Annotated in this window: 20 protein-coding genes; 6 read left to right on the forward strand and 14 right to left on the reverse strand. The window is 70.2% G+C overall.

What is annotated here, in order from left to right; all coding sequences use genetic code 11:
* Positions 1-1,626: an FAD-binding protein gene (locus tag ACT89H_RS13230; RefSeq protein WP_445108847.1), complete on the reverse strand. Its 1,626-nt coding sequence runs from the start codon at positions 1,624-1,626 to the stop codon at positions 1-3.
* Between the two features lie 106 nt (positions 1,627-1,732).
* Between ACT89H_RS13230 and kstD the strand changes: the two genes are divergently transcribed.
* Together kstD and chsH3 are read left to right on the forward strand one after the other, a co-directional pair.
* Complete coding sequence (kstD, locus tag ACT89H_RS13235) at positions 1,733-3,442, forward strand: 3-oxosteroid 1-dehydrogenase (RefSeq protein ID WP_445108848.1); 1,710 nt, start codon at positions 1,733-1,735, stop codon at positions 3,440-3,442.
* Positions 3,443-3,678: 236 nt separating this feature from the next.
* Positions 3,679-4,545 carry an enoyl-CoA hydratase ChsH3 gene (gene chsH3, locus ACT89H_RS13240; protein WP_445108849.1) on the forward strand — a complete coding sequence of 289 codons (867 nt, stop codon included), beginning with the start codon at positions 3,679-3,681 and terminating at the stop codon, positions 4,543-4,545.
* 31 nt (positions 4,546-4,576) lie between these two features.
* Here chsH3 and ACT89H_RS13245 read toward each other — a convergent pair whose 3' ends face one another.
* From ACT89H_RS13245 to zapE, 6 genes are all read right to left on the reverse strand, one after another.
* Positions 4,577-5,059 carry a hypothetical protein gene (locus ACT89H_RS13245; protein ID WP_445108850.1) on the reverse strand — a complete coding sequence of 161 codons (483 nt, stop codon included), beginning with the start codon at positions 5,057-5,059 and terminating at the stop codon, positions 4,577-4,579.
* Complete coding sequence (locus tag ACT89H_RS13250; RefSeq protein WP_445108851.1) at positions 5,056-6,330, reverse strand: DUF58 domain-containing protein; 1,275 nt, start codon at positions 6,328-6,330, stop codon at positions 5,056-5,058. Before ACT89H_RS13250 ends, ACT89H_RS13245 begins: the two co-directional genes overlap by 4 nt.
* A complete protein-coding gene (locus ACT89H_RS13255; protein ID WP_445108852.1) occupies positions 6,327-7,289 on the reverse strand; it encodes an AAA family ATPase in 963 nt (320 codons plus the stop codon). Before ACT89H_RS13255 ends, ACT89H_RS13250 begins: the two co-directional genes overlap by 4 nt.
* Positions 7,290-7,318: 29 nt before the next feature.
* Positions 7,319-7,807 carry a hypothetical protein gene (locus ACT89H_RS13260; protein ID WP_445108914.1) on the reverse strand — a complete coding sequence of 163 codons (489 nt, stop codon included), beginning with the start codon at positions 7,805-7,807 and terminating at the stop codon, positions 7,319-7,321.
* 34 nt (positions 7,808-7,841) lie between these two features.
* Positions 7,842-8,759 carry a DUF4129 domain-containing protein gene (locus ACT89H_RS13265; protein ID WP_445108853.1) on the reverse strand — a complete coding sequence of 306 codons (918 nt, stop codon included), beginning with the start codon at positions 8,757-8,759 and terminating at the stop codon, positions 7,842-7,844.
* A gap of 183 nt (positions 8,760-8,942) precedes the next feature.
* Entirely contained in the window at positions 8,943-9,953 is a 1,011-nt protein-coding gene (gene zapE / locus ACT89H_RS13270; RefSeq protein ID WP_445108854.1) for a cell division protein ZapE, read from the reverse strand.
* Between the two features lie 63 nt (positions 9,954-10,016).
* Between zapE and ACT89H_RS13275 the strand changes: the two genes are divergently transcribed.
* On the forward strand, positions 10,017-10,580 hold the full coding sequence (locus ACT89H_RS13275) for a TetR/AcrR family transcriptional regulator (protein WP_445108855.1): 564 nt from the start codon (positions 10,017-10,019) through the stop codon (positions 10,578-10,580).
* Here the strand turns inward: ACT89H_RS13275 and ACT89H_RS13280 are convergent, their stop codons facing one another.
* The 7 genes from ACT89H_RS13280 to ACT89H_RS13310 all read right to left on the reverse strand — a co-directional run bounded on the left by ACT89H_RS13280 (position 10,581) and on the right by ACT89H_RS13310 (position 18,199).
* Positions 10,581-11,018 carry an NUDIX hydrolase gene (locus ACT89H_RS13280; protein WP_445108856.1) on the reverse strand — a complete coding sequence of 146 codons (438 nt, stop codon included), beginning with the start codon at positions 11,016-11,018 and terminating at the stop codon, positions 10,581-10,583. It lies immediately after the preceding gene.
* Positions 11,019-11,117: 99 nt separating this feature from the next.
* Positions 11,118-12,296, reverse strand: a complete 1,179-nt coding sequence (locus ACT89H_RS13285; protein ID WP_445108857.1) for a lipid-transfer protein — start codon at positions 12,294-12,296, stop codon at positions 11,118-11,120.
* Positions 12,289-12,708, reverse strand: coding sequence for a MaoC family dehydratase (locus ACT89H_RS13290; protein WP_445108858.1), 420 nt, complete (start codon positions 12,706-12,708; stop codon positions 12,289-12,291). Before ACT89H_RS13290 ends, ACT89H_RS13285 begins: the two co-directional genes overlap by 8 nt.
* A 70-nt stretch (positions 12,709-12,778) precedes the next feature.
* Positions 12,779-13,714 (reverse strand): bifunctional MaoC family dehydratase N-terminal/OB-fold nucleic acid binding domain-containing protein, encoded by a 936-nt coding sequence (locus ACT89H_RS13295; RefSeq protein ID WP_445108859.1) that lies wholly within the window; start codon positions 13,712-13,714, stop codon positions 12,779-12,781.
* An 18-nt stretch (positions 13,715-13,732) separates the two neighbouring features.
* Positions 13,733-14,971: an acyl-CoA dehydrogenase family protein gene (locus ACT89H_RS13300; protein ID WP_445108860.1), complete on the reverse strand. Its 1,239-nt coding sequence runs from the start codon at positions 14,969-14,971 to the stop codon at positions 13,733-13,735.
* Positions 14,956-16,020, reverse strand: a complete 1,065-nt coding sequence (locus ACT89H_RS13305; RefSeq protein ID WP_445108861.1) for an acyl-CoA dehydrogenase family protein — start codon at positions 16,018-16,020, stop codon at positions 14,956-14,958. The genes ACT89H_RS13300 and ACT89H_RS13305 overlap by 16 nt, the downstream gene beginning before the upstream one ends.
* 25 nt (positions 16,021-16,045) lie before the next feature.
* Complete coding sequence (locus tag ACT89H_RS13310) at positions 16,046-18,199, reverse strand: acyl-CoA dehydrogenase family protein (RefSeq protein WP_445108862.1); 2,154 nt, start codon at positions 18,197-18,199, stop codon at positions 16,046-16,048.
* Between the two features lie 145 nt (positions 18,200-18,344).
* Between ACT89H_RS13310 and kstR the strand changes: the two genes are divergently transcribed.
* The 3 genes from kstR to ACT89H_RS13325 all read left to right on the forward strand — a co-directional run bounded on the left by kstR (position 18,345) and on the right by ACT89H_RS13325 (position 22,831).
* Entirely contained in the window at positions 18,345-18,995 is a 651-nt protein-coding gene (kstR, locus tag ACT89H_RS13315) for a cholesterol catabolism transcriptional regulator KstR (RefSeq protein WP_445108863.1), read from the forward strand.
* 224 nt (positions 18,996-19,219) lie between these two features.
* Positions 19,220-21,793: a trehalose-phosphatase gene (otsB, locus tag ACT89H_RS13320; protein ID WP_445108864.1), complete on the forward strand. Its 2,574-nt coding sequence runs from the start codon at positions 19,220-19,222 to the stop codon at positions 21,791-21,793.
* 156 nt (positions 21,794-21,949) lie between these two features.
* Positions 21,950-22,831 (forward strand): metal ABC transporter solute-binding protein, Zn/Mn family, encoded by an 882-nt coding sequence (locus ACT89H_RS13325; RefSeq protein ID WP_445108865.1) that lies wholly within the window; start codon positions 21,950-21,952, stop codon positions 22,829-22,831.
* Positions 22,832-22,835: the final 4 nt, after the last annotated feature.

Here is a 22,835-nt window from a genome sequence, read left to right on the forward strand (position 1 = left end):
CTAGTTTCCTTCCACAGTTGCTTTATCCAGCGCCGAGAACTGCTCGTCGGCCGCGGACCGGCCCGCCCTGCGGCCGGAGAAGACGCAATCGGCGAGCGACAGCCCGCTGACATAAGACTCGGAGCAAATGCCGACCGCGGTGCGACCGGCCGCGAAAAGCCCCGGGATGTCGGCCCCATCGGCCGTCTTGACCGCGCCGGTGCGCTCGTCCACGACGACGCCGCCGAGGGTGAGCATGGGGCACGGGTTGGTCAGGCTCGGTTTGATGCCCACATCCAACAGCCAGAACGGGCCGGTGCGGACCGGTTGTGCGAACTCGGCGGGTTTCCCGGCCGGATCGGGGGCGCCGGTCTCGATCGCGGTGTTGTGCGCGTCGACCGTCGCGCGCAGCCCGGCCGGGTCGATGCCCGCCTTCGCCGCGGCCTGCTCCAGCGTCGCGCCGCGAATCGCGGTGCGCCGCATGGTCTCGAACTGCCCGCGCTGGAACCAGGCGCCCTGCTTGCCGATCTGCGCGATCGCGGCGCGCATCAGTGGGTCGTCGGCCAGCAGCCATCCCTTGCCGTCGTGCTCGGTGATCAGCTTGTTGCCGACGGCGGCACCATAGCGCGTCTCGTCGATCACCCGGCGGCCGTCGGCGTCGACCAGCAGCGCCGCGGTGAAAGCGCTGGGCGGGAGCAGGAATCGCCACGCGGAGACGTTGTCCATGTGATCGACGGCCGCGCCGACCTGCTGGGCCATCAGGATGCCGCTGCCGTCGTCGGCGCTGGTGCCGAGGGCGAGACCGCCGTGGAACGCGGGCGCGTACTGCCGCACCAGGTCGCGATTGGCGATGAACCCGCCCGCGCTGAGCACCACCGCGCGCCGGGCGAGCACCCGAATCGTGCTGCCGTATCGGCGTTCCAGCCGGTCCAGCCGCTGTTGCAGCGCCCGCCGCAGCTGCGGGTAGTAGATGCCCGGCTTGGCCGCGATCTTGGCCATACGGGTGTAGCGGTCGCGGACCCGGCTCGGCGCGTCGCGCAGAGTGTGGCATTCGACGCCGATCACCGCGCCCGCGCTGTCGGTGATCAATCGGGTCACCCTGGTGCGGGTCTCCACGCGCACGCCCGCCCTGGACGCGGCGGCGGCGAGCGGTTCGGTCAGTTTCTTTCCCGAAGTGCCCCGGCCCCGCACCCGGTGTCCGCGTGGGGCAGCCGGGATATCGCGGAACGCGCCGGAGATCTCGCTGCCGGAGTAGTACAGGTAGTAGCGGTCGTTGGGGTAGGAAGTCTTGTACGGGCACAGCGAGGCCTCGAACGGGACGCCGTGCCCCTTCAGCCATTCGATCAGGTCCGGGCTCTCGTCGACGAACCTGCGCAGCGTCTCTGGGGCGACGCCGTCGCCGACCTCGCGCTCGAGGTAGGCGTACATCGCCGCCGGGGTGTCCTCGACCCCCGCCTCGCGCTGGACGGAGGTGCCGCCGCCCGCGTAGATGATGCCACCGGACAGCGCCGATGTCCCGCCTCCGGCGAAGCGTTCCAGCACGAGCACCCGCGCGCCCGCCGCGGCGGCTTCCAGCGCGGCCGCGGCCCCCGCGGCGCCGTATCCGACCACGACAACGTCGGCGGCCAGGTCCCATTCGAGGCCCATGTTCTCAACTCCCGCTCTGAAACTGAAACAAGTTTCCGATGCATATGGAATGTCGATCAAGCCATCTGCCGCACGACATAGACCAACGGCGCGTCCATTCTATAACGTGTTCTACATGATTGATCGGGAATACGACGTGGTGGTGGTCGGCAGCGGGGCCGCCGGCATGACCGCCGCCCTCACCGCGGCCCACAACGGCCTGAGCGTGGTGGTCATCGAGAAGGCCGCGCACTACGGCGGGTCGACCGCGCGCTCCGGCGGCGGCGTGTGGATCCCCGGCAACAAGGCGCTGCGCGCGTCCGGTCGGCCCGACGACCGCGAGGCCGCGCGGACCTACCTGCATAGCATCATCGGCGACGTCGTGCCCTCCGAACGGATCGACACCTTCATCGACCGCGGCGCCGAAGCACTGGACTTCGTGCTCGATCATTCGCCACTGAAGATGACATGGGTGCCGGGCTACTCCGACTACCACCCGGAGGCGCCGGGCGGGCGGCCCGAGGGTCGCTCGTGCGAGCCCAAGCCGTTCGACACGAAGATCCTGGGCGACGAACGGTTCAACCTGGAGCCGCCGTACGCGAAGGCTCCGCTGAACGTGGTGGTCATGCAGGCCGATTTCGTTCGGCTCAACTTGATTCGGCGTCATCCGAAGGGCATGCTCCGCGCGATGCGTGTCGGCGCGCGGACCTACTGGGCCACGTTCACCCGCAAACACATCGTCGGCATGGGACAGGCCCTCATCGCCGGCATGCGCAAGGGGCTCATGGACGCGAACGTCCCGCTTCTGCTGAACACCCCGATGACCGACCTCGCCGTGACCGACGGCGTCGTCACCGGCGTCCACGCACAGCACGACGGCGGGCCGGTCACCTTCACCGCCCGCTACGGCGTCGTCCTCGGAAGCGGCGGTTTCGAGCGCAACGCGGAAATGCGCGCCAAATACCAGCGCCGGCCCATTACCTCCGAGTGGACCACCGGCGCGGCCGCGAATACCGGCGACGGCATCCGAGCGGGCATCGCGGTGGGCGCGGCCATCGGTTTCATGTCGGACGCTTGGTGGGGGCCCAGCATCTTCAAGGGCGGCACACCGTGGTTCGCGCTGGCCGAACGGAACCTGCCCGGCAGCATCATGGTGAACGCCGCGGGCAAGCGATTCGGCAACGAATCCGCCCCGTATGTCGAGGCCGTGCACACCATGTACGGCGGCGAGTACGGGCAGGGTGCGGGGCCGGGTGAGAACATTCCCGCGTGGCTGGTGTTCGACCAGCGCTACCGCAACCGCTACGTCTTCGCCGGGCTACCGCCAGGTCGGCGTTTTCCGTCCCGCTGGATGGACAACGACCTCATCGTCCAGGCCGACAGCATCGAGGAATTGGCAGGCAGGATCGGTGTGCCCGCCGAGGAGTTGGCCGCGACCGTCACCCGGTTCAACGGCTTCGCCGCGACCGGGAAGGACGAGGACTTCGGCCGCGGCGAGAGCCACTACGACCGGTATTACGGCGATCCGACCGTACGGCCCAACCCATGCCTGGCCGCACTGGTGCAGAGCCCGTACTACGCCGCCGCGATCGTGCCGGGCGATCTGGGCACCAAGGGCGGGTTGGTGGCCGATACCGCAGGGCGGGTGCTACGGGAGGACGGCAGCGTGATCGAGGGGTTGTACGCCTCCGGCAACTGCTCCACACCGGTGATGGGCCACACCTACGCCGGGCCCGGCGCCACCATCGGCCCCGCGATCACCTTCGGCTACCTCGCGGTACTGGACATCGTCAAGCGCAAGAAGGAGCAGCCCGCGGCCGCCGCGGCGGAGGCGTGAGACGAGATCGCGGTGCCTGTCATAGCACGCGGCGGGGACCGGCCCGGAACCCGCGCCCGGCCGGGTACCGCGATTTATCCACAGGCCGATGAACGATCCCCAGGAGCGGACGACGCACTGGCGAGCCGGTGTCCGGACGCGCAGGATCGAACCCGGGTGCCGCCGAGTTCCGGCGCGGCCGCGCTCGCGGCGCGGGCGAGCCGGATCCATCCACATTCATGCACAAGGAGAAGCTGATGCCCATCGATCCGAGGATCGCGCTCGGCGCGCGACTGCACAGCCGCGAGTTCGCCTGGACCCCGTCGGACGTGCAGCTTTATCAGCTGGGCATCGGCGCGGGTGCGCGCTGGACCGACCCGGCCGAGTTGCGCTATCTCGACGATCGGCAACCGCAGGTGCTGCCGACCTTCGCCACCGTGGCGGCGACCGTGCACGAGACCGAGCCGCCTCAGGTGAATTTCCCCGGCATCGAGATCGATCTGGCGAAGGTGGTGCACGGTCATCAGGAGGTCGAGGTGCACCGGCCGATCCCGGCGGCGGGCAAGGCGACCAAGGCCGGCCGGATCGCCGAGATCTGGGACAAGGGGTCGGCCGCGGTCATCGTGCAGGAGCACACCGTCACCGGCTCCGACGGCGCGCCGCTATGGACCGAACGCTCCTCGATCTTCGCCAAGGGCGAAGGCGGTTTCGGCGGCGAGCGCGGACCCAGCACGAAGGCCGAATCGCCCGATCGCGCTCCGGATTTCGACGTCACCACGCCGACGCTGCCGCAGCAGGCACTGCTCTACCGGATGTCCGGCGACCACAACCCACTGCACTCCGACCCCGAATTCGCCCGCGCGGCCGGGTTCCCCGCGCCCATCCTGCACGGGTTGTGCACCTACGGCATCGTCTGTAAGACCGCGACCGACATCGTGCTCGACTCCGACGCGAGCCGCGTCACCGGTTTCCGCGCACGGTTCGCCGGGGTGCTCTACCCGGGTGAGACGATCCGCACCCGGATCTGGCGCCGAGACGACGCACTCACCATCGCCGCGACCGTGGTCGAACGCGATGACGCACCGGTACTCCGCGACGTCGAACTGCGGTTCCGGTCCGCCTGAGCGATTCGACCAGACGTTCCATGCGCATCCGTCAGCGTCCCTGGGGTTTCGCTCGCCGGCGGCCCGCCCGCGCGCGCTGAACGGCCGCAGGTGAGTGCCGGGCCGCTGCGCCCTGGATCACCAGGGCGTACAGCAGCAGCACGAGCACCGGCACGGCCAGCGGCGCCCAGGCCAGGCGCAGCGGGACCAGAGCGGCGGCGACGGCGACCGCCGCGAAGCCGACCGCACCGGTCACCGATGGGATCGTGGTCGGCACGACTCCGCGCGGCGCGGTCACCGTCGCGGTGTTGAGCAGATACGTTGTGGCCACTAAACCCGTTGCCGCGCAGGTGAGCACACCCGCGTCGGCGAGCGTGAGCACGGCGAGCGCGACCAGCACCGCGCAGACCGCGAGCGGCCGCAGCCACCAGCCGAGCGCGACGAAGGCCACGGCGGGAATGCCGATCCACGGCTCCAACAGCGCCACCGAGGCCACCAGCAGCACCCCGGAGATGACGGCGAGGAATCTGGTCATCGGCGCACCCGCACGGTCCTGCGGTGCTCGGGCAGCACCCGCATGATCTGATCCAGGCGCGCGCCTTCCGGCCACGCCACGATATCGACGCCGACGGTGCCCATGTCGCGGTACATCGCCGCGCGCTCGAGCTCCCACATCTTGCCCAGGATCGCATCCGGGTCCGCCCGGAACGGCGTGCCGCGCAGCACGTCCACCGCGACCACCGCGTGCCCGCGCTTGCGCAGATCGATCAGCGCGAGCGCGAACTGCGTATCCAGCAGCGTGGAGAAGGCCACCACGATCGCACCGAGCGGCACGGCCGCGTGCGGCGCGAGGGTGCCGGTGGTCGGGATGTACTCGTCGCCGACGTCGAGCACGGTCTCCACGATGCGGTAGAACTGGCGGCGGCCGATGTCCGGCCGCAGCCAGCGCGGTTGCCGGCCCAGGCAGACCACCGCGGTCCGGTCGCCCGCCCGCAACGTCGACTGCACCACCTGCGCCGCGCCGCGCACCGACAGCTCCAGCGAATCGGCGGCCGGTCCCGGCGCCTGCTGCGAGGTGTCCACCAGCACCACCACGTCCGCGGAACGGTTGGTCAGCCGCTCGGTGACGTACAGTCGGCCGCGCCGCGCGCTCACCGGCCAGTTCACGATGCGCAACTGGTCGCCGGGGACATAGGCGCGGATGTCCGCGTACTCGACGCCGGGACCGGGCCTGCGGGTCAGGTGGGTCCCGAACCGCTCGGGAAGTTCGATGTGGGGCAGGCGCATCCGCTGCGGATCGGTCATCGGATACACGAACAGCTGCCCCACGGGCAGCACCGCGGTGGCGACCGCGAGCCCGGCGGGGCTCAGCGCCGAGACCCGCACCGAAATCGGATAACGCCCCCACCTGCCCGCCGACAGCGCGAGCCGCAACCCGGCGGGCGCGACGCCGGAATCGCCGAGCTCCTCGACCTGGATCTCCAGCCCGGTCGAGCTCTCCGGCTTCAGGCGCAGCAGCGCGTGCCCCTTCGTCACGACGGCGGCGACGGTGAGCGTCACTTCCTCGCTCTCGAAACAGCGCAGCGTGCCGCCGCCATCGACTCGGATCCTGGTCGAGGACTGCTGCCACGGCGCGGTGGCCAGCACGCCGAGCAACGGCGCGGCGAACACGAGCGGTTGCCAGCGGCCGAGCACCACCGCGAGCACCAGGGCCGCGGCGGCGCACGCCGCGAGCATGAAGACCAGCGGTGCGGGGCGCCACCGCAACTCGGCGTCGATCGCGCAGCCTGCGTCGCGGTGCCTCATGTCACGGTGGCGCGCGGCACCGGCAGACGGCGCAGCAGTTCGGTGATCACATCCTCGCCGCGAATGCGGCGCACCCACATCTCCGGCCGCAGCGTGATCCGGTGCGCCATGGCCGGTACCGCCAGCGCCTTGACGTCTTCGGGGATCACGAAGTCGCGGCCGAGCAGTAGCGCCCGCGCGCGGGACATCTGCACCAGATCCAGTTCCGCGCGCGGACTGGCGCCGACCTCGACCTGCGAATGCCCTCTGGTCGCCGACGCCAGCGCGACGACATAGCTCACCACGTCGGGATGCACGCTCACGCATTCGACGGAGTGCCGCATCTCCAGCAGGCCGTTGGCGTCTACCACCTGGGCGACCTGCGGTTGCCGCGCCCCGCGCTCCAGCCTGCGGCGGATCATCCGCGTTTCGTCGTGCTCGGACAGGTATCCCAGCCGCAGCTGGATGGCGAAGCGGTCGAGCTGGGCTTCCGGCAGCGGGTAGGTGCCTTCGTACTCGATCGGGTTGTCGGTGGCCAGCACGACGAACGGCCGCGGCAGCACGAACGTCTCACCGTCGATGCTGACCTGTCCCTCCGCCATCGCCTCCAGCAGCGCGGCCTGGGTCTTCGGCGGGGTGCGGTTCACCTCGTCGGCCAGCAGCACATTGGTGAACACCGGCCCGCGACGGAAGGTGAACCGGCCGGAGGACATGTCGTAGATCGTCGAACCGAGCAGATCCGCGGGCAGCAGGTCGGGAGTGAACTGCACCCGGGTGAACCGCAACCCGAGCGCGGACGCGAACGATCGCGCGATGAGCGTCTTGCCGAGGCCGGGTAAGTCCTCGATCAGCACATGCCCACCGGAAAGCACCGCGATCATGATCAACTGCAACTGGTCCCGCTTGCCGACCACGACCCGGGACAACTCCCGGAGCACGGCCTCGCTGCGCCGGATGGTCACGTCCATCGGCCTGGTCATGTGGGTACCCGCACTTGCCTCAACGAATGTCACATTCTCTGCAGGCGGCTCAGGATCTCCTCCAGCACCGCACGCCCCGGTGCCCGGCCGGCCCGATCACGAAGATCCGAATCGGCCGGGTCCACCCAGTGCCACAGTTCCGGCCCGAACTGGTGCACACCCGCCGCCTCGACCGCGCTGCGGTTCTTCGCCACCCGGTGGCCGCTGGACAGCTCGAACTGCTTTGCCAGCAACGGACGCAGATGCCGGTCCCAATCGGCACGGCTGCCGTCCGCGCGGTCGGCGAGCGTCTGTGCCCTGGCGTGCCAGCGCCGCAACATCTCGGCCGGGCCGTTCTCCGTGTCCTCGATCGCTTCGGCGTCCCCCGCCTCGGCGCGCTCGAGCAGCGACCAGATCAGCCGGCCCAGCGCCACCGCGACCGGGATACCCGCGGCGATCAGCAGCAGCCCGGGGGCGCGCTCGACGGCGACCAGCTCGACCACCGCGATGACGATCACGCCGGTGACCACAACCTTCATCCGATTCACGCGATGTCCTTCCGCCCTCGACCGGTCACGCGGGCACCTCCCCTGGCAGGTCGGCGAGCACGATGCGCAGCAGTCGCTCGGCTCGCCTGCGCTGCCCTTCGAGCATGGCGTGCGGGCTGAACCTGGCCTCCTCGAACAGGGCGACCAGCTCGCGGGCGGCCGCGTCGTGCAGAGCGCCGCGTTCGAACGCGCGGGCCAGCACCTCCATCGGGGTGTCCGAGGCGAGGGGCGCGGCGGCGCGGTCGGCGGCGAGGCCGCGCTCCATCGCGACGTAGCAGGCGATGATCGCGGTGCGCGGGTCCTGGCCCGGGGCGTTCATCGCGGCCAGGCCCAGCTCGGCCGCGCGGGCCAGCGACTCAACCGCGGTGGGCGTCCCCGCGACCGCGAGCGCCTGCGGCGCAACGGGCCTGCGCCGCGACGACACCGCGACCACGACCAACCCGCTCATCGCCACCGTCACGAGTCCCGCGGCCGCGATGCCGGTCAGCACCAGCGCTGTCCCGGTCAGCCCCGCCGACCCGGGTTGGCGCTCGGCGGGCGGCACGGTGCCCTGCTGCGGCGCGGCGCCCGTGGTGGTGGCGGGCGGCGCCGGGCGCGCGGGCTCGCCCGGCCTGCTCGCGCCGATGAAGTAGATCGCCGTCCCGGCCGCGACCAGCACGCCGAGCAGCGCGAGCGCACCGAGCACCGCCAGGCCCGCGCGGCCCAGCCGCCACCGCCTGCGCTCGTCCGCGCGTTCCGGCTCCGGCATGACCGACGGCAATCGCTGCCGGCTCGCGATGACACCCGCCAGCAGGATCACGATCGAGACAGTCAGCAACACCGGCACGAGCGCGACCGACACGGCGGACGGGGCCTGCCCGCGCGACCCGGCCGCGGTGATTCCTGGGATGTATCCACGCACGGCGATGACGGCAAAAGCCAGCAGCGTGATCAGCACGATCACGCGCGATATCGACGCTCGCGCCCGGGCCACTCCGCTACCACCAAATCTGCGTACTCCACAAATGCGTACTCCACAAAACAGCCACATAGTTACATGCCGAGCGGTCCGCCCGGGATGAAATGGAATTCTTCGCAGTCTCTTCTCTCGAACCGCAACTCCGCGGAGCGGCCGACGCGACGGTGACTACCGGGCGATATCGGGCGCGGATTGGGACAAAGCACTGAGCCGACTCGTCAAACGCGATATATCCGGCACTTCACGCACCTCCCGCACCAGCTCACCGAGCGTCGACGACGCGATGACGGCGAGTTCGCGATCGGCGTCATAGAGCACGTCGACGACGTTCACGAAACGCGTCGCCCAGTCGAGCGGAACTTCGCACAGCCGTGGCACATCTCGGATTTCCCAGCGCGTAAATCGTTGGGCCAGCGAAACATAATCCGCCGCGGAAGCCGGGGTCCCGCACAATGCGCCGAATTCGATGACGAGGGCGCTTCCGTCGGTCGCAATAGCGCGCAGAATTCGAGTGCCGAGGGGAATTTCGACGGCCGACTCGTCGGTCCGCCGCGCCGCGCCATTATTCCGGACGACCGAAATCGACAGCGGCTCCATGGGCGCGCGCCTCGAGGGCGCCACGATGTATCGCCCGGCCGCGAATCCGGCCGCGGGGCTGGGAGAACCGAGAGTGCGATAGTCGGTCGCGCCGTCGACGGCCACCGCGTCCATGTTCGCGCGAATTCGGTCGATCGTCGGCACGAACCGGTCGTGGAACAACGGATTCGGCAGCAACTCCTCGGGTGGATAATTCGACGTCACCACCAGCGCGACGCGGCGGGCGAACAGTGCGTCGAGCAGCCGGGCGATCAGCATGGCGTCGCCGATGTCGTGCACATGGAACTCGTCGAAGCAGACCAGCCGGGTGTCGCCGAGCAGCGCGTCCACCGCTGCATCGATCGAGCCGGACGCGTGTGCCGCGGCATGCAGATCGGCGAAGAACTGGTGGAAGTGATAGCGCCGCTTACGCTCCGATACCACCTCGGCGAAGAACCGGTTCATGAGCATGGTCTTGCCGCGTCCGGGCCTGCCGTGGAGATAGACGCCCCGGCGACGTCGAACCGGCCTGCCGCGCCGATCGACCAACTCACCCAACCGCGCCGCCGCCCGCGCCTGATCGGCATCCCACCTGGGTTCCATGACACCTCCCGAGTCCTCTACATTTGTAGAGGACGAGCCCCACGGCGGCCAGGAAGGGTGATCATGTCCACAGACGACCGACGCGTGCTCCTCGTCGACACCGCCATCGAGCTGATCGCCGCGCGCGGCCTGCGCGCGCTGACCCACCGCGCGCTGGACGCGGAACTGGGCTTGCCCACCGGGTCGGCTTCCTACTACTTCCGCAGCAAACGCGCGCTCATCGAGGCCATCGTGGACCGGATCACCACCCGCTCCCGCGACGATTTCGCCACCGCCGCGCTGACGCCGACCACCGCGGGGCCATGCGACATCGCCGCATGGCTGGACCGGCTACTGGCGCACCGGCGCGCTCACCTGATCGCCCGTCACGCGCTGCTGATCGACCTGCTCGACGATCCCGACCTACATCCCCGGCTGGTGCGCAGCCTGTTCTCCGTCGACCGCGCCCGCGAGTTGTTCCATGCCCTGGGCGCGCCCGATCCGGACACCCGGGCGGCGGACTTCGTCGCCGTCATCGAGGGAGCAGTCTTCGACCGCTTCGCGGGCTACCGCACCACGCTGCGCCCCGACACGCCGGAGAGCGTCCAGCAGCTCGCCCGCATACTCGCCGCGCACTTGCGTGTGTGATCAGCTCGGCCAGCCCCGCTGGCTGTAGGTCACGCCGGTGCGGTAGCCGCGGATACCCGCCGCCGGATATGGAATGAGCGTTTCCGGAAGGTTCGCGAGCGGGAACCATCCCAACTCGTAGGACTTGTCGGGTTCGCGGTTGACCGGCTCGCCCGACCAGCGGCGAGTCTCGAAGAACAACCCGATCCTGGCCTCTCGCCCGGACTCGACGACATGCGCGGAATGGACGTGCCGCAGATCCGCCGGGTCGATCACGACGCCGACCTCCTCGAACGCTTCGCGGACCGTCGCGGCGAGCACCGACTCCCCCGGCTCGAGCTTCCCGGCGGGCAGGTGCCACAACCCGTCGAACTCGTCCCCGCTACGCCGCCTGCTCAGCAACACTTCCGCGTCGCGCAGCAGCAACACGTGCACATCCACCAAATGCCTGGCCACCACTTGCCCTAAGCTACGCGCCACCCGCGCGCCGGAGAGCGCCACTGGGCACTCGCCGCGACGGGCGCGAAGTGCCGACGCGAGTATGCGCGGCCGAGCTGATCACTCGGCGGTGAGCACGAGTCCGGAGGTCGGCACGCCGGTGCCCGCGGTGACCAGGATGTCGGTCAGGTCGGCGACCTGGTTGACCGAGGTGCCGCGGATCTGGCGCACGGCTTCGGCGATGCCGTTCATGCCGTGGATGTACGCCTCGCCGAGCTGGCCGCCGTGGGTGTTGAGCGGCAGGCGCCCGCCGACCTCGATGGCGCCGTCGGCGATGAAATCCTTCGCCTCGCCCCGGCCGCAGAACCCGAGTTCCTCCAGTTGCAGGAGGACGAAGGGGGTGAAGTGGTCGTACAGGATGGCGGCCCGCGTGTCCTCCGGACGCAGCCCGCTCTGCGCCCACAGCTGCGCGCCGACCAGGCCCATCTCCGGCAGGCCGGTCATGGCGTCGCGGTAGTAGCTGGTCATCACGTACTGGTCGGCGCCGCAACCCTGGGCGGCCGCGGCGATGACGGCGGGTCGCTGCGGCAGGTCGCGAGCCCGCTCGACGCCGGTGACCACGATCGCGACGCCTCCGTCGGATTCCTGGCAGCAATCCAGCAGATGCAGCGGTTCGGCGATCCAGCGGGAATTCTGATGGTCCTCCAGCGTGATCGGCTTGCCGTAGAAGAAGGCGGCCGGGTTCACCGCGGCATGCTTGCGGCCGGCGACGGCCACGCGGCCGAAGTCCGCGCTGGTGGCCCCATAGACGTGCATGTAGCGCCGGGCGATCATCGCGACCTGCGCGGCGGGCGTGCCCAGCCCGTGCGGATAGGACCAGCCCGCGTCGATACCCGAGGACGTGGGCGCGGTGGCCAATGCCGTGGCGAACTGCCCGAACCGCGACACCGACCGCTCGTTGAACGCGCGATAGGCCACCACGACATCCGCGACGCCGGTGGCCACCGCCATGGCGGCCTGCTGGACGGTGGCGCAGGCCGCGCCGCCGCCGTAGCCGATGTGGCTGAAGAACGTCAGCCGGGGAATGCCGACCGCCCTGGCCACGGCGGCCTGGCTGTTGGTGTCCATGGTGAACGTGGTCAGGCCGTCCACGTCGGCCGGCGTCAGGCCCGCGTCGGCCAGCGCGGCGGTGACCGCTTCGGCGGCCAGACGCAGTTCGCTACGCCCGGAGTCCTTGGAGAAATCGGTGGCGCCGATGCCGACGATGGAGGCGCGGCGGGAAATCGTCCGCTCAGACATCGGCCCTCCGCAACGCGATGACCGCCGTGGCCGTGATGTGGTCGCCGAGGCTGTCCTTGCCGACCACGTCGATGTGCACGTCCGCACCTTTCACCGCGGTCACCGCTCCGGTGAGCGTGAGCGTGTCCCCGGCGTACAGCGGCACGCCCAAGCGCAGCGCGATCGACTTGACGACGGCGCGCGGGCCCGCCCAGTCGGTGACGAAGCGCTGCACCAAGCCGGTGTCGGTGAGGATGTTGACGAAGATGTCCTTCGAGCCGCGGGCGACGGCCTTGTCCCTGTCGTGGTGCACGTCCTGGAAGTCCCTGGTGGCCAGGGCAGTGCTGATCACGAATGTGGGGTCGGCGTGGATCGCCAGTTCGGGCAGCACCGTGCCGACGCGCACGGCGCCGGGTTCCACGGCGGCGGTCATCGTGCTTCCTTCCTCGCATGAGCGGAGCCCCGCGTGGTAACGCTTCGCTGCCTCCTGCGGGCCTGACCGCTCATGCGACCACCTGCCAGACCGGCAGCGTCGCCTCGTCGTCGAGTCTCTCGAAGCCCACCTCGACCGGCAGGCCGATCCGTACCTCGGCCGGGTCGATGCCGCGCAGTTCACCGAGCATGCGCACGCCCTCCGCCAACTCGACCAGCGCCACCACGAACGGCAGCTGCCGCCCGGGCACCTTCGGCGCGTGGTGCACGACGTAACTGAACACGGTGCCGCGCCCGGAGGCGACGACATAGTCGGTCGGTGTCGACTTGTCCTGCCAGATCGCCGGAATGGGCGGATGCCGCAGCGAACCGTCCGGCAGCCGCTGGATGCGCAGCTCGCCCGCTTTGGTTCCCGCCCAGAAGAATTCGGTGTCCCGGGAAACCAGCGGCTTGACCCGCGCACCCTCCGCGACTGTCGGCGCGGCCGTGCCGGGAGCGAATTTCAGCAGCCGGAACAGCATTTCGGCGACCACCTCGGCGCCGACCCGCCAGGTGGTCTGGAAGGTGACGAACCAGCCCTCGCCCAGCGCGGTGCGCTTCGGGCCACGGATGTCCGACAGCGTGCTGGTGACCGAGACCTGTACGCCGACCTCGAGGTAGCGGTGGTAGGTCTGCCGGCAGTCCGTGGCGACCACGGACGTGTATCCGGCGGCGTCGAGCAGCTCCGTGGCCAACCCCATCGGGTCGTCGGCGGGACGAGAACCATCGAGCCCGAACATGGTCCACACCTGGGCCATGGCGGGCGGCGCGACGATGCCGGGATGTCCCGCGGCGCGCGCCGCCGCCTCGTCGACGTAGATCGGATTGGCGTCGCCGAGCGCCTCGACCCAGTTGTTGATCATCGGTTGGTTCACCGGATCACGCCCGTAACGGGGCGTGCTCTCCCCCGCCGCCGTGATGGCCGCGGCCGCGGCGACGATCGCCTCCGGCGTAGTGGTTTCCGGCACACGCGGCTCCTTCACTCGTTATCGGGGTACTCGCGGCAACCGCAGACCGGACGAGGCGACCAGCTCCCGCATCACCTCGTTGACACCACCGCCGAAGGTGACCACGAGGTTCTGCTTGGTCCTGCGGTCCAGCCAGGTCAGCAGCTCGCCGGTGGCCGGGTCGGCCGGGTCGCCGTAGCGGCCGACGATCTCCTCGGCGAGTCTGCCCGCCTCCTGGAGCGATTCGGTGGAATAGACCTTGGTCGCGGACGCGTCGGCGATCACCCGCGCCTGGTCGCCGTCCACACCGGCGGCGGCAGCGCCGGGCCCGGAAGCGGTCGCGGTGCCCGACGACGCGCGGCCCTGCGACCGCCGCCCATCAGACGCGGCGGCGACCTGCCAGTTCAGCAGCTCGTTCAACCGAACCATGGCGTGGATGCGGCCCAGCGCTCGGCGCACGTCGAGTTCGGCGAGCACGCCACGCGGTCGCGCCCAGTCGCGCACCCGGTCGTAGAGCTGCTCGATCTTGCCGGACGGACCCAGGCTCACCCGCTCGTGGTTGAGCTGCGTCGTGATCAGCTTCCAGCCCCGGTTTTCCGCGCCGACCAGCATGTTCGCCGGGACCCGCACATTGTCGAAATAGGTCGCGTTGGTGTGGTGGGCGCCGTCGCAGGTGATGATCGGCGTCCACGAGTAGCCGGGGTCGGTGGTGTCCACGATCAGGATCGTGATGCCGTGGTGGCGCGACTCGGCGGAGCCGGTGCGGCAGGCCAACCAGACGAAATCGGCCTCGTGCGCGCCCGTGGTGAAGATCTTCTGCCCGTTGACGATCCAGTCGCCGGACTCGTCGCGCACCGCCGAGGTGCGCAGCGAGGCGAGGTCGGTGCCCGCGTCCGGCTCGGAGTAGCCGATGGCGAAATGGATGTCGCCGGAGAGTATTCCGGGCAGGAACCGCTGTTTCTGCTCCTCGGTGCCGAACTGCTGCAAGGTGGGGCCGACGGTCAGCAGCGTCACCAGGGGCAGCGGGACGTCGGCCCGGACCGCCTCGTTGAAGAAGATCTGCTGCTCGACCGGCCCGAAGCCTTGCCCACCGTATTCCTTGGGCCAGCCGACACCGAGCCGGCCGTCGCGACCCATCCGGCGCACCACGGCGCGGTAGGCCGCGCCGTGCCGGTCGACCGCCATCTCGGCCTCTTCCTCGGGGGTCACGAGAGCGGCGAAGTAGGCCCGCAATTCGTCGCGCAGCCTGCGTTGTTCGGTGGTCAGGTCGATGAACATCTGGCTCCCAGTCGGTCGAGCCGGAACGACGCGCCGCCGAGCCAGCGCGCGATGTCCTTGGCTTGTGAGTAGTAGCGATGCATCGGGTGGGTCACGTCTACGCCGAGGCCGCCGTGCAGGTGATGGCACTTCTGCATGGCCGCGGGCAGTTCCGCGGCGACGGTGTAGGCCAGGATCTCCAGATCGTCGTCGGTGCGCTCACGCTGCTCCTGACTCGAATCATTTTGTGCCAGAGCCCAATTCGCCGATACCGCGGCCACGTGCAGGGTCCGCGAGACGATATACAGGTCCGCGATCTGCTGGGCCACCGCCTGGAACTCGGCCAGCGGCCTGCCGAACTGGTGGCGGGTGCGCAGATGCTCCGCGGTGAGCGTGATCGCCCCCTTCAGCAATCCATCGGCTACCGATCCGATGGCGGCGAGCGCCAGCCGGTGCAGGTCGGCGAGACCGACCGGCCACAGCTGGTCGGCCGGAATCTCCACCTGGTCCAGCCCGACCGTGTACTCCGGAATGCCGCCGGAGACCGGCGTCGGCGTGCGGGTCAAGCCCGCGGCGTGCGCGTCCACCACGGCGATACCGGCGTTGGTCGGCACGAGCAGCCAGGCGGCCTGCTCCGCGTACGGCACCGCGACCTTGTGCCCGGTGATGCGCACGGTGTCGCCGTCGAGGACGGCGGTGGTCTGCGGCTCGGGCGTGAACGGTGCCGCCGGTTCGCTCAGCGCCGCGGTGAGCACCGCGCCCGCGGCGACCCCGGGCAGCACGAGCGACTGCACGTTCTCCGGCGCACAGGCCACCAGCGGCAGCACGCCCATGCCCAGCGTCGGCAGCGCGGGCACCGCGACCGCGTCGGTGGCCAGTTCGGTGAGTAGCGCCGATACTTCGAGCAGCCCCATCCCGTCGCCGCCGAACCGCTCCGGCAACGCGACGACGAGCAGACCGGAGTCGGCCAGCTTCGGCCACAATCGCATGTCGCGCGCCGGTTCGCGCTCCAGCAAACTCACGACGACCTCGGCCACCGCGTCCTGGCCGTCGTCCCTGGTGAAGTCCACGCTCGTCTCCCGATCGGCGGTAGGGCTAGCTGTCCGCGTCCCGGGGCAGCCCCAGAATCCGCTCAGCGGCCACGGTGAGCAGGATCTGCTCGGTTCCGCCCGCGATCGACAGGCAGCGCGTGAGCAGGAACTCCTTGGTCACCTCGCAGTCCCGCGCGCCGAGCGGGCCCGCCGCCTCCGCGGCGAATTCCGCGACCGCCTGGCGGTGGCGCACGCCGACCAGCTTGCGCACACTGCTCTGCGCACCCGGATCCCCGCCCGCCAGCATCCGCGCCGCGGCGCGCTGTTCGAGCAGCAGGCCCGCGATCGCCTCGGCAACGAATCCACCGAGCCGGTCGTTCACCAGCTCCGCGCCGGGGCCGGTGGCGGGTGATTTCGCGATCAGCTCCTCGAGCACCGGACCGATGCCGTTGCCGCCCATGGCCACCCGCTCCGTCGACAGGGTGGAGCGGGCGATCTTCCATCCGTTGTTCAGCGCGCCGACCACGCAGGCGTCCGGCACGAACACGTCGTCGAGGAAGACTTCGCTGAAATGCGCCTCCCCGGTGATCTGCACCAGTGGGCGCACCTCGAGCCCGGCGCTGTGCATGTCGACCAAGAAGTACGTGATGCCGCGGTGTTTGGGCGCATCCGGGTCGGTGCGCGCCAGGCAGATCGCCCAATTCGCCTGGTCGCCCAGCGAAGTCCACACCTTTTGACCGCGCAGCACCCAGCCGCCGTCGGCCTTTTTCGCGGTGGTGCGCAACGCCGCCAGGTCGGAACCGGCCTCGGGTTCACTGAAGAGCTGACACCAGATCACCTCGCCGCGCAAGGTCGGCCAGGCGAAGCGTTCGATCTGTTCCGGCGTGCCGTGCCGTAGCAGGGTGGGGATCACCCAGCCGCCGATGGCCAGGTCCGGCGCGGTGAGGCCGGCGCGGCGCAGCTGCTCGGAGATCACCAGGCCGGTCATCGGGTCCGCGGCGCGCCCGTACGGCCGCGGCCACTGCGGCATGACCAGGCCAGCGTCGACCAGCGCCGCGCGCCGGCGCTCCGCGGGCAGCGCAGCGATCCGCGCGACCTCGGCGGCCAGTTCGTCCGCGCTGTCGCCGTCCACGGCGGCCACGCCCTCCTCGGCGAAGACCCGGGTGGCGCCGGTGGTCCGCCGCAGGCCGCGGCGGGTGGATTCGGCGACCCGAGCCCGCCAGCGCGCCGAACCGCCGAGCAGTTGACGCAGGGCCGTCGCCCGGCGCAGATACAGGTGGGCGTCGTGCTCCCAGGTGAAGCCGATGCCGCCGAGCACCTGGATGCAGTCCTTGGCGGTCTCGACCGCGGCGTCCAAGGCGATGGCGGCCGCGATGGCGGCCGCGATCGGCAGTTCGGCGCCGCCCTCGTCCACAGCCGCCGCGGTGTCGGCCGCCACGGCGCGAATGAGTTCGGTGCGGCACAGCATCCACGCGCAGATGTGCTTGACCGCCTGGAACGAACCGATCTTGCGGCCGAACTGCTCGCGCAGCTTGGCGTACTCCACCGCCGTCTCCAGGCACCAGCCCGCGAGGCCGGACAGTTCGGCGGCGACCAGCGCGACGAGCAGGTCCTCTGCCGCGTGCGGCGCGACGAACACGCGTTCGGCGGGTACGCGCAAGCCGGCGCAGTGCACCCGGGCCAGCGGCGTGCTCGGGTCCAGCGGCGCGAGCGCTTCCACCCGCAGGCCGTCGGCGTCCGGCGGGATCAGGCACCACCGCCGCCCTTGTGGGTGCTCGATCGGCAGCAGCACGGCGGTGCCGGGAGCGGCGCCGAGGACGGAATCCCAGGTACCCGTGAGCGACGCGCCGTCGCTCGCGGCGGGTACGCTCACCGTCGAATCGACGACGAAGTCGAGCGCGACACCGCAGGGCAGATCCTCGTCGAGCTGCCCGGCGGTGATCAGATCGGCCAGAGCCGTCGTGAGGACCGGGCCGCCGACCAGATCGTGCGCCGCCTGCTCCACCAGCACGGCCAGATCGGAGACCGACCCGCCCGCGCCGCCCGCGTCCTCGGCCACCGCGACGCGGAAGATCCCGATCTCGGCCAGCGCGGGCCAGTAGGCGCGCCAGAAGTCGGCCGAGCCGGCCCGCATTGTTGCAATCGGACGGACCGCGGCGGCCCATCCGCGCATCGACTCCTGAACGGCTTTATGCTCGTCAGTGGTGGCGATGGTCACACTCCCTACCGCCTTTCCGGCGTGACTCCCACACCTAGAACATGTTCTAATATCCTAGCCGGGCGGAAGTCAAGAGACCATTGCCGTCGCGGCCGCACCGCGCACGCAGCCGACGAAACGACATTTCCGGAAAGGATTTCCATCAATGGCCAGTCCGTCCCGATCGCAGCCAGCCGACCCGAGCGCGGGCCGGCCGGCCGCCACGGTCACCACGCTCAGCGAGGCGGAGCTGAGCTCGGCGGCGCAACGCGAGCGGCGCAAGCGGATCCTGGACGCGACCTTGGCGCTCGCGTCCAAGGGCGGTTACGACGCGGTGCAGATGCGCGCGGTGGCCGAGCGCGCCGATGTCGCGGTCGGCACGCTGTACCGCTACTTCCCGTCGAAGGTGCACCTGCTGGTCTCGGCGCTGTCGCGCGAGTTCGAGCAGATCGAGGGCAAACGCAAGCCGCTCGCCGGGCAGTCTCCGCAGGAACGCATGCACCTGCTGCTCACCCAGATCACCCGGATGATGCAGCGCGACCCGCTGCTCACCGAAGCCATGACCCGAGCGTTCATGTTCGCCGACGCCTCGGCGGCCGCCGAGGTGGACCGCGTCGGCAAGGTGATGGACCGGGTGTTCGCCCGCGCGATGAACGACGGCGAGCCCACCGAACGCCAACTGGCCATCGCCCGGGTGATCAGCGACGTGTGGCTGTCGAATCTGGTCGCCTGGCTGACCCGGCGCGCGTCGGCCACCGACGTCACCGAACGTCTCGAACTGACCGTCGACCTCCTGCTGGGCGACCGCAACCAGTAAGCTCTTCGGCGCCCGGCCACCAGCCGGGCCCGAAACGCCCGCTGTGCTGCGACGAAGCTCACCCGCGCGGACTCGTTGCCGTTAGCTGGGCAGACCTACCGGACACCGGTTCAGGTCGTGCGTCATCGTGCGCACGCGAACCGGCGCGCTTCTGTGCGCAAATTCGACACAGTATTGTTTTGCCCGCCCCCTGAAAAAACTCCTCCGATCACTAGGTTGGATGCGTGAGCGCACAGGATCTGCCACTGGAACTTCGCCGTGCACTGTCGACGGTCGCGCGCGTGCCACGGCTGCTGGTCGCATCGGACTACGACGGGACACTCGCGCCCATCGTGTCCGACCCGGCCAAAGCCTTCCCCCATCGGGAATCGGTGAGCGCGTTACGAGCCCTCGCCGGCCTGACCGGGACCACTGCCGCCGTGATCTCCGGCCGTGCGCTGCGAGATCTCGCGGCGCTGTCCCGTCTGCCGGTCGAGGTGCAACTGATCGGCAGTCACGGCTCGGAATTCGACGTGGGCTTCGTGCACGCGATCGACAACGACGCCAGGCATCTGCTCCAAGAGCTGCAGACCGCGCTGAACCAGATCGCCGCGGACAACCCCGGCGTCACCGTCGAGATCAAACCGGCCAGTGTCGCGTTGCACGTGCGCAACGCCAGCCCGGAGATCGGCCATCGCGCGCTGTCGCAGGTCCGGCTCGGTCCGGCGTGCTGGTTCGGCGTGCAGGTCACCGAGGGCAAGGCCGTCATCGAACTGGCCGTGGTGCAGACCGACAAGGGCACCGCACTGGACACCGTTCGGCATCAGGCGGGGGCCTCGGCCGCGGTGTTCTTCGGTGACGACGTCACCGACGAGAAGGCGTTCCGCGTGCTGTCGGGCCCGGACGTCGGCATCAAGGTCGGCGAGGGCGAGAGCCTGGCCAAGTTCCGGGTGGACAGCACCGAGGCCGTGGCCTGGGCGCTGGCCTACCTGCTGGAGGAGCGCCGCACCTGGCTGGCCGGCGCCAGCGCGCCGCGCATCGAGCGGCTGACCATGCTGGCCAGCCCGCGCTCGGTCGCGCTGCTCACCCCGGATGCCACGGTGACCTGGTTCTGTCATCCGGAGCCCGATTCGGCCGCGGTGTTCGCGCACCTGCTCGGCGGTCCGCAGGGCGGCCACTTCACCATCGAGCCCGAGCGGCCCGGCCTGCCGCTCTCGCAGCGCTACGTCGACGGCACGATGACCGTCGAAACCCGTTGGGCCAAACTGCAAGTCACCGACTACCTGCCGCACGACGTGGCCCCGACCCGCACCGACCTCACCCGGGTGATCACCGGCGACGCGAAGGCCGTGGTCACCTTCGCTCCCCGCCCGGAGTTCGGCCAGGTGCCGGTGAACCTCGAGGCGCAGGAGGGCGGGCTGCGGGTGTACGGCACCAACGACCCGATCGTGCTGCGCTCCCCCGGCGTGCGGTGGGAGATCGTCTCGGACGGCACCCACGAGTCGGCACGGGCCGTGGTCGACCCGTCCAAGGGTCCGATCGTGCTCGAATTGCGCTGCGGCACAACTGATCTCGACCCCTCTCCGACCAGCGAGGCGGAGCGGCGCCGGGACGCGGAGCGGTACTGGTCGGACTGGGCCGGGACGCTCACGTTGCCGCCGCTCAAGCCCGACCTGATGAAACGTTCCGCGCTCACCCTGCGCGGACTGGTGCACGCGCCGTCCGGCTCGATCCTCGCGGCCGCCACCACGTCGCTGCCCGAGGACATCGGCGGCGTGCGCAACTGGGATTACCGTTACTGCTGGCTGCGCGACGCGGCGCTGACCGCGCAGTCGCTGGTCTCGCTCGGCTCGCTCGCCGAGGCCGAGAGCTACCTCGGCTGGGTGCACCGCGTGCTGGAGACGTTGCCCGGCCCCGAGCGGCTGCACCCGCTGTACACGCTCTACGGCGAGACGCTGCCGCCGGAGGCCTCGATCGACCAGCTACCCGGCTACGCAGGCTCCCGCCCGGTGCGCGTCGGCAACGCGGCCAACATGCAGGTGCAGCTGGACGTCTTCGGTCCGATCGTGGACCTCATCGCCACCCTGGCGCATGCCAGGGAGCTGCGCGGCGTCACCGATCCGGCGCACGTGCTGCCCGATGCCGACTGGGAGCTGGTGTGCGCCATGGTCTCGGCGGTGCAGCGGCGCTGGCAGGAGCCCGACCACGGCATCTGGGAGATCCGCGGCAACCCGCGCCACCACGTGTACTCGAAGGTGATGGGCTGGCTGACCGTCGACCGCGCGCTGACCCTGGCGCAGAAGTTCGATCGCGAGACCGATCCGGCCTGGCCGCTGCTGCGTGACACCATCGCCGACGAGGTGAAGGCCAAGGGCTGGAACGACGAGGTGCAGTCCTACACCGCGGCCTATGACGGCACCGACCTGGACGCGGCGACGCTGCACATCGGATTGAGCGGCCTGATCGACCCGTCCGACCCGCGCTTCGCGGCGACCGTCGTGGCGACCGAGGCCGAGCTGCGCAGCGGCTCGACGGTGTACCGCTACCACCACGACGACGGACTGCCCGGCGGCGAGGGCGGATTCCATCTGTGCGCGGCCTGGCTGGTCGAGGCGTACCTGCTGATCGGCAAGCGCTCCGACGCCGAGGCGCTGTTCGCGCAGCTGGTCGACGTGGCGGGCCCGACCGGGCTGCTCAGCGAGGAGTACGACCCGGTTGCCGAACGATCGCTCGGCAACCATCCGCAGGCGTACAGCCATCTCGGCCTGTTGCGCTGCGCGCAGCTGCTCGGACAGCCGGTGGAGGCCGCGCTGGTCTGACCGCGTACCGCCGAGGGCCCGCGAACGAGCAATCGTTCACGGGCCCTTCGCATTCGGCTTTCGCGCGGGCACAACGTCCGATCGTTTGACGGCCCCTGCTAGAGTTAACGGGAACGATTTCCATTATGATCTAGAGCACGGCCAGGAGTACCCCACGTGAGAACCCGATTCGCCATCAGTTGCGCAAGTATCGCCGTGGGGGTCGTCTCCGCCCTGACGCTGACCGCCTGCGGCAGCTCGGACCACGACGGGCGACCGTCCGTCGTCGCCTCCACCGACGTCTGGGGCGATATCGCCGCCACCATCGCGGGCCCCGACGCGGCCGTCCGGGCGCTGATCACCGATCCGTCCGCCGACCCGCACTCGCACGAGACCTCCGCCGTCGAATCCGCCGCGCTCAGCGATGCCGACCTCGTGGTGTACAACGGCGGCGGCTACGACGAGTTCGCCGAGAAGGCGGTGGCGGGCACGAACAAGCGCACCGTGGACGCGTTCGCCCTGCGGGCCGACCAGAGCGACAGCAACGAGCACGTCTGGTACGACGTGCGCACCGTCGACGTGGTCGCCGACCGGATCGCCGCCCAACTCGGCGAATTGGACCCGGGTAAGGCCGCCGCCTACGCCGAGCGCGCGACCACGTTCAAGAACCGGCTCGCCGCGGTCACCGCGATCACCGGCAAGATCGCCGCCGAACACCCGAAGACGCCGGTGCTGCAAACCGAACCCCTGGCGCACTACCTGGTGGTTGCCGCCGGAGCCGACGACCTGACTCCGCACGAGTTCCAGGAAGCCGTCGAGCAGGAGACCGACCCGGCCCCCGCGGCCGTGGCGGCGACCCAGGACCTCCTGGCCGGCAAGCGGGTCCGCGCCCTGATCTACAACGTGCAAACCGAGGACAAGATCACCAAGGACCTGCGTGGCACCGCGCAGCGGGCGGGCGTCGCCGTCGTCGAGGTGACCGAGACTCTGCCCCACGGCGTGGATTACATTCAGTGGCAGACGAACAACGCGCAGGCGCTGGCCGCCGCGCTGGGTTGAGCAG

The organism is Nocardia aegles (assembly GCF_052545135.1).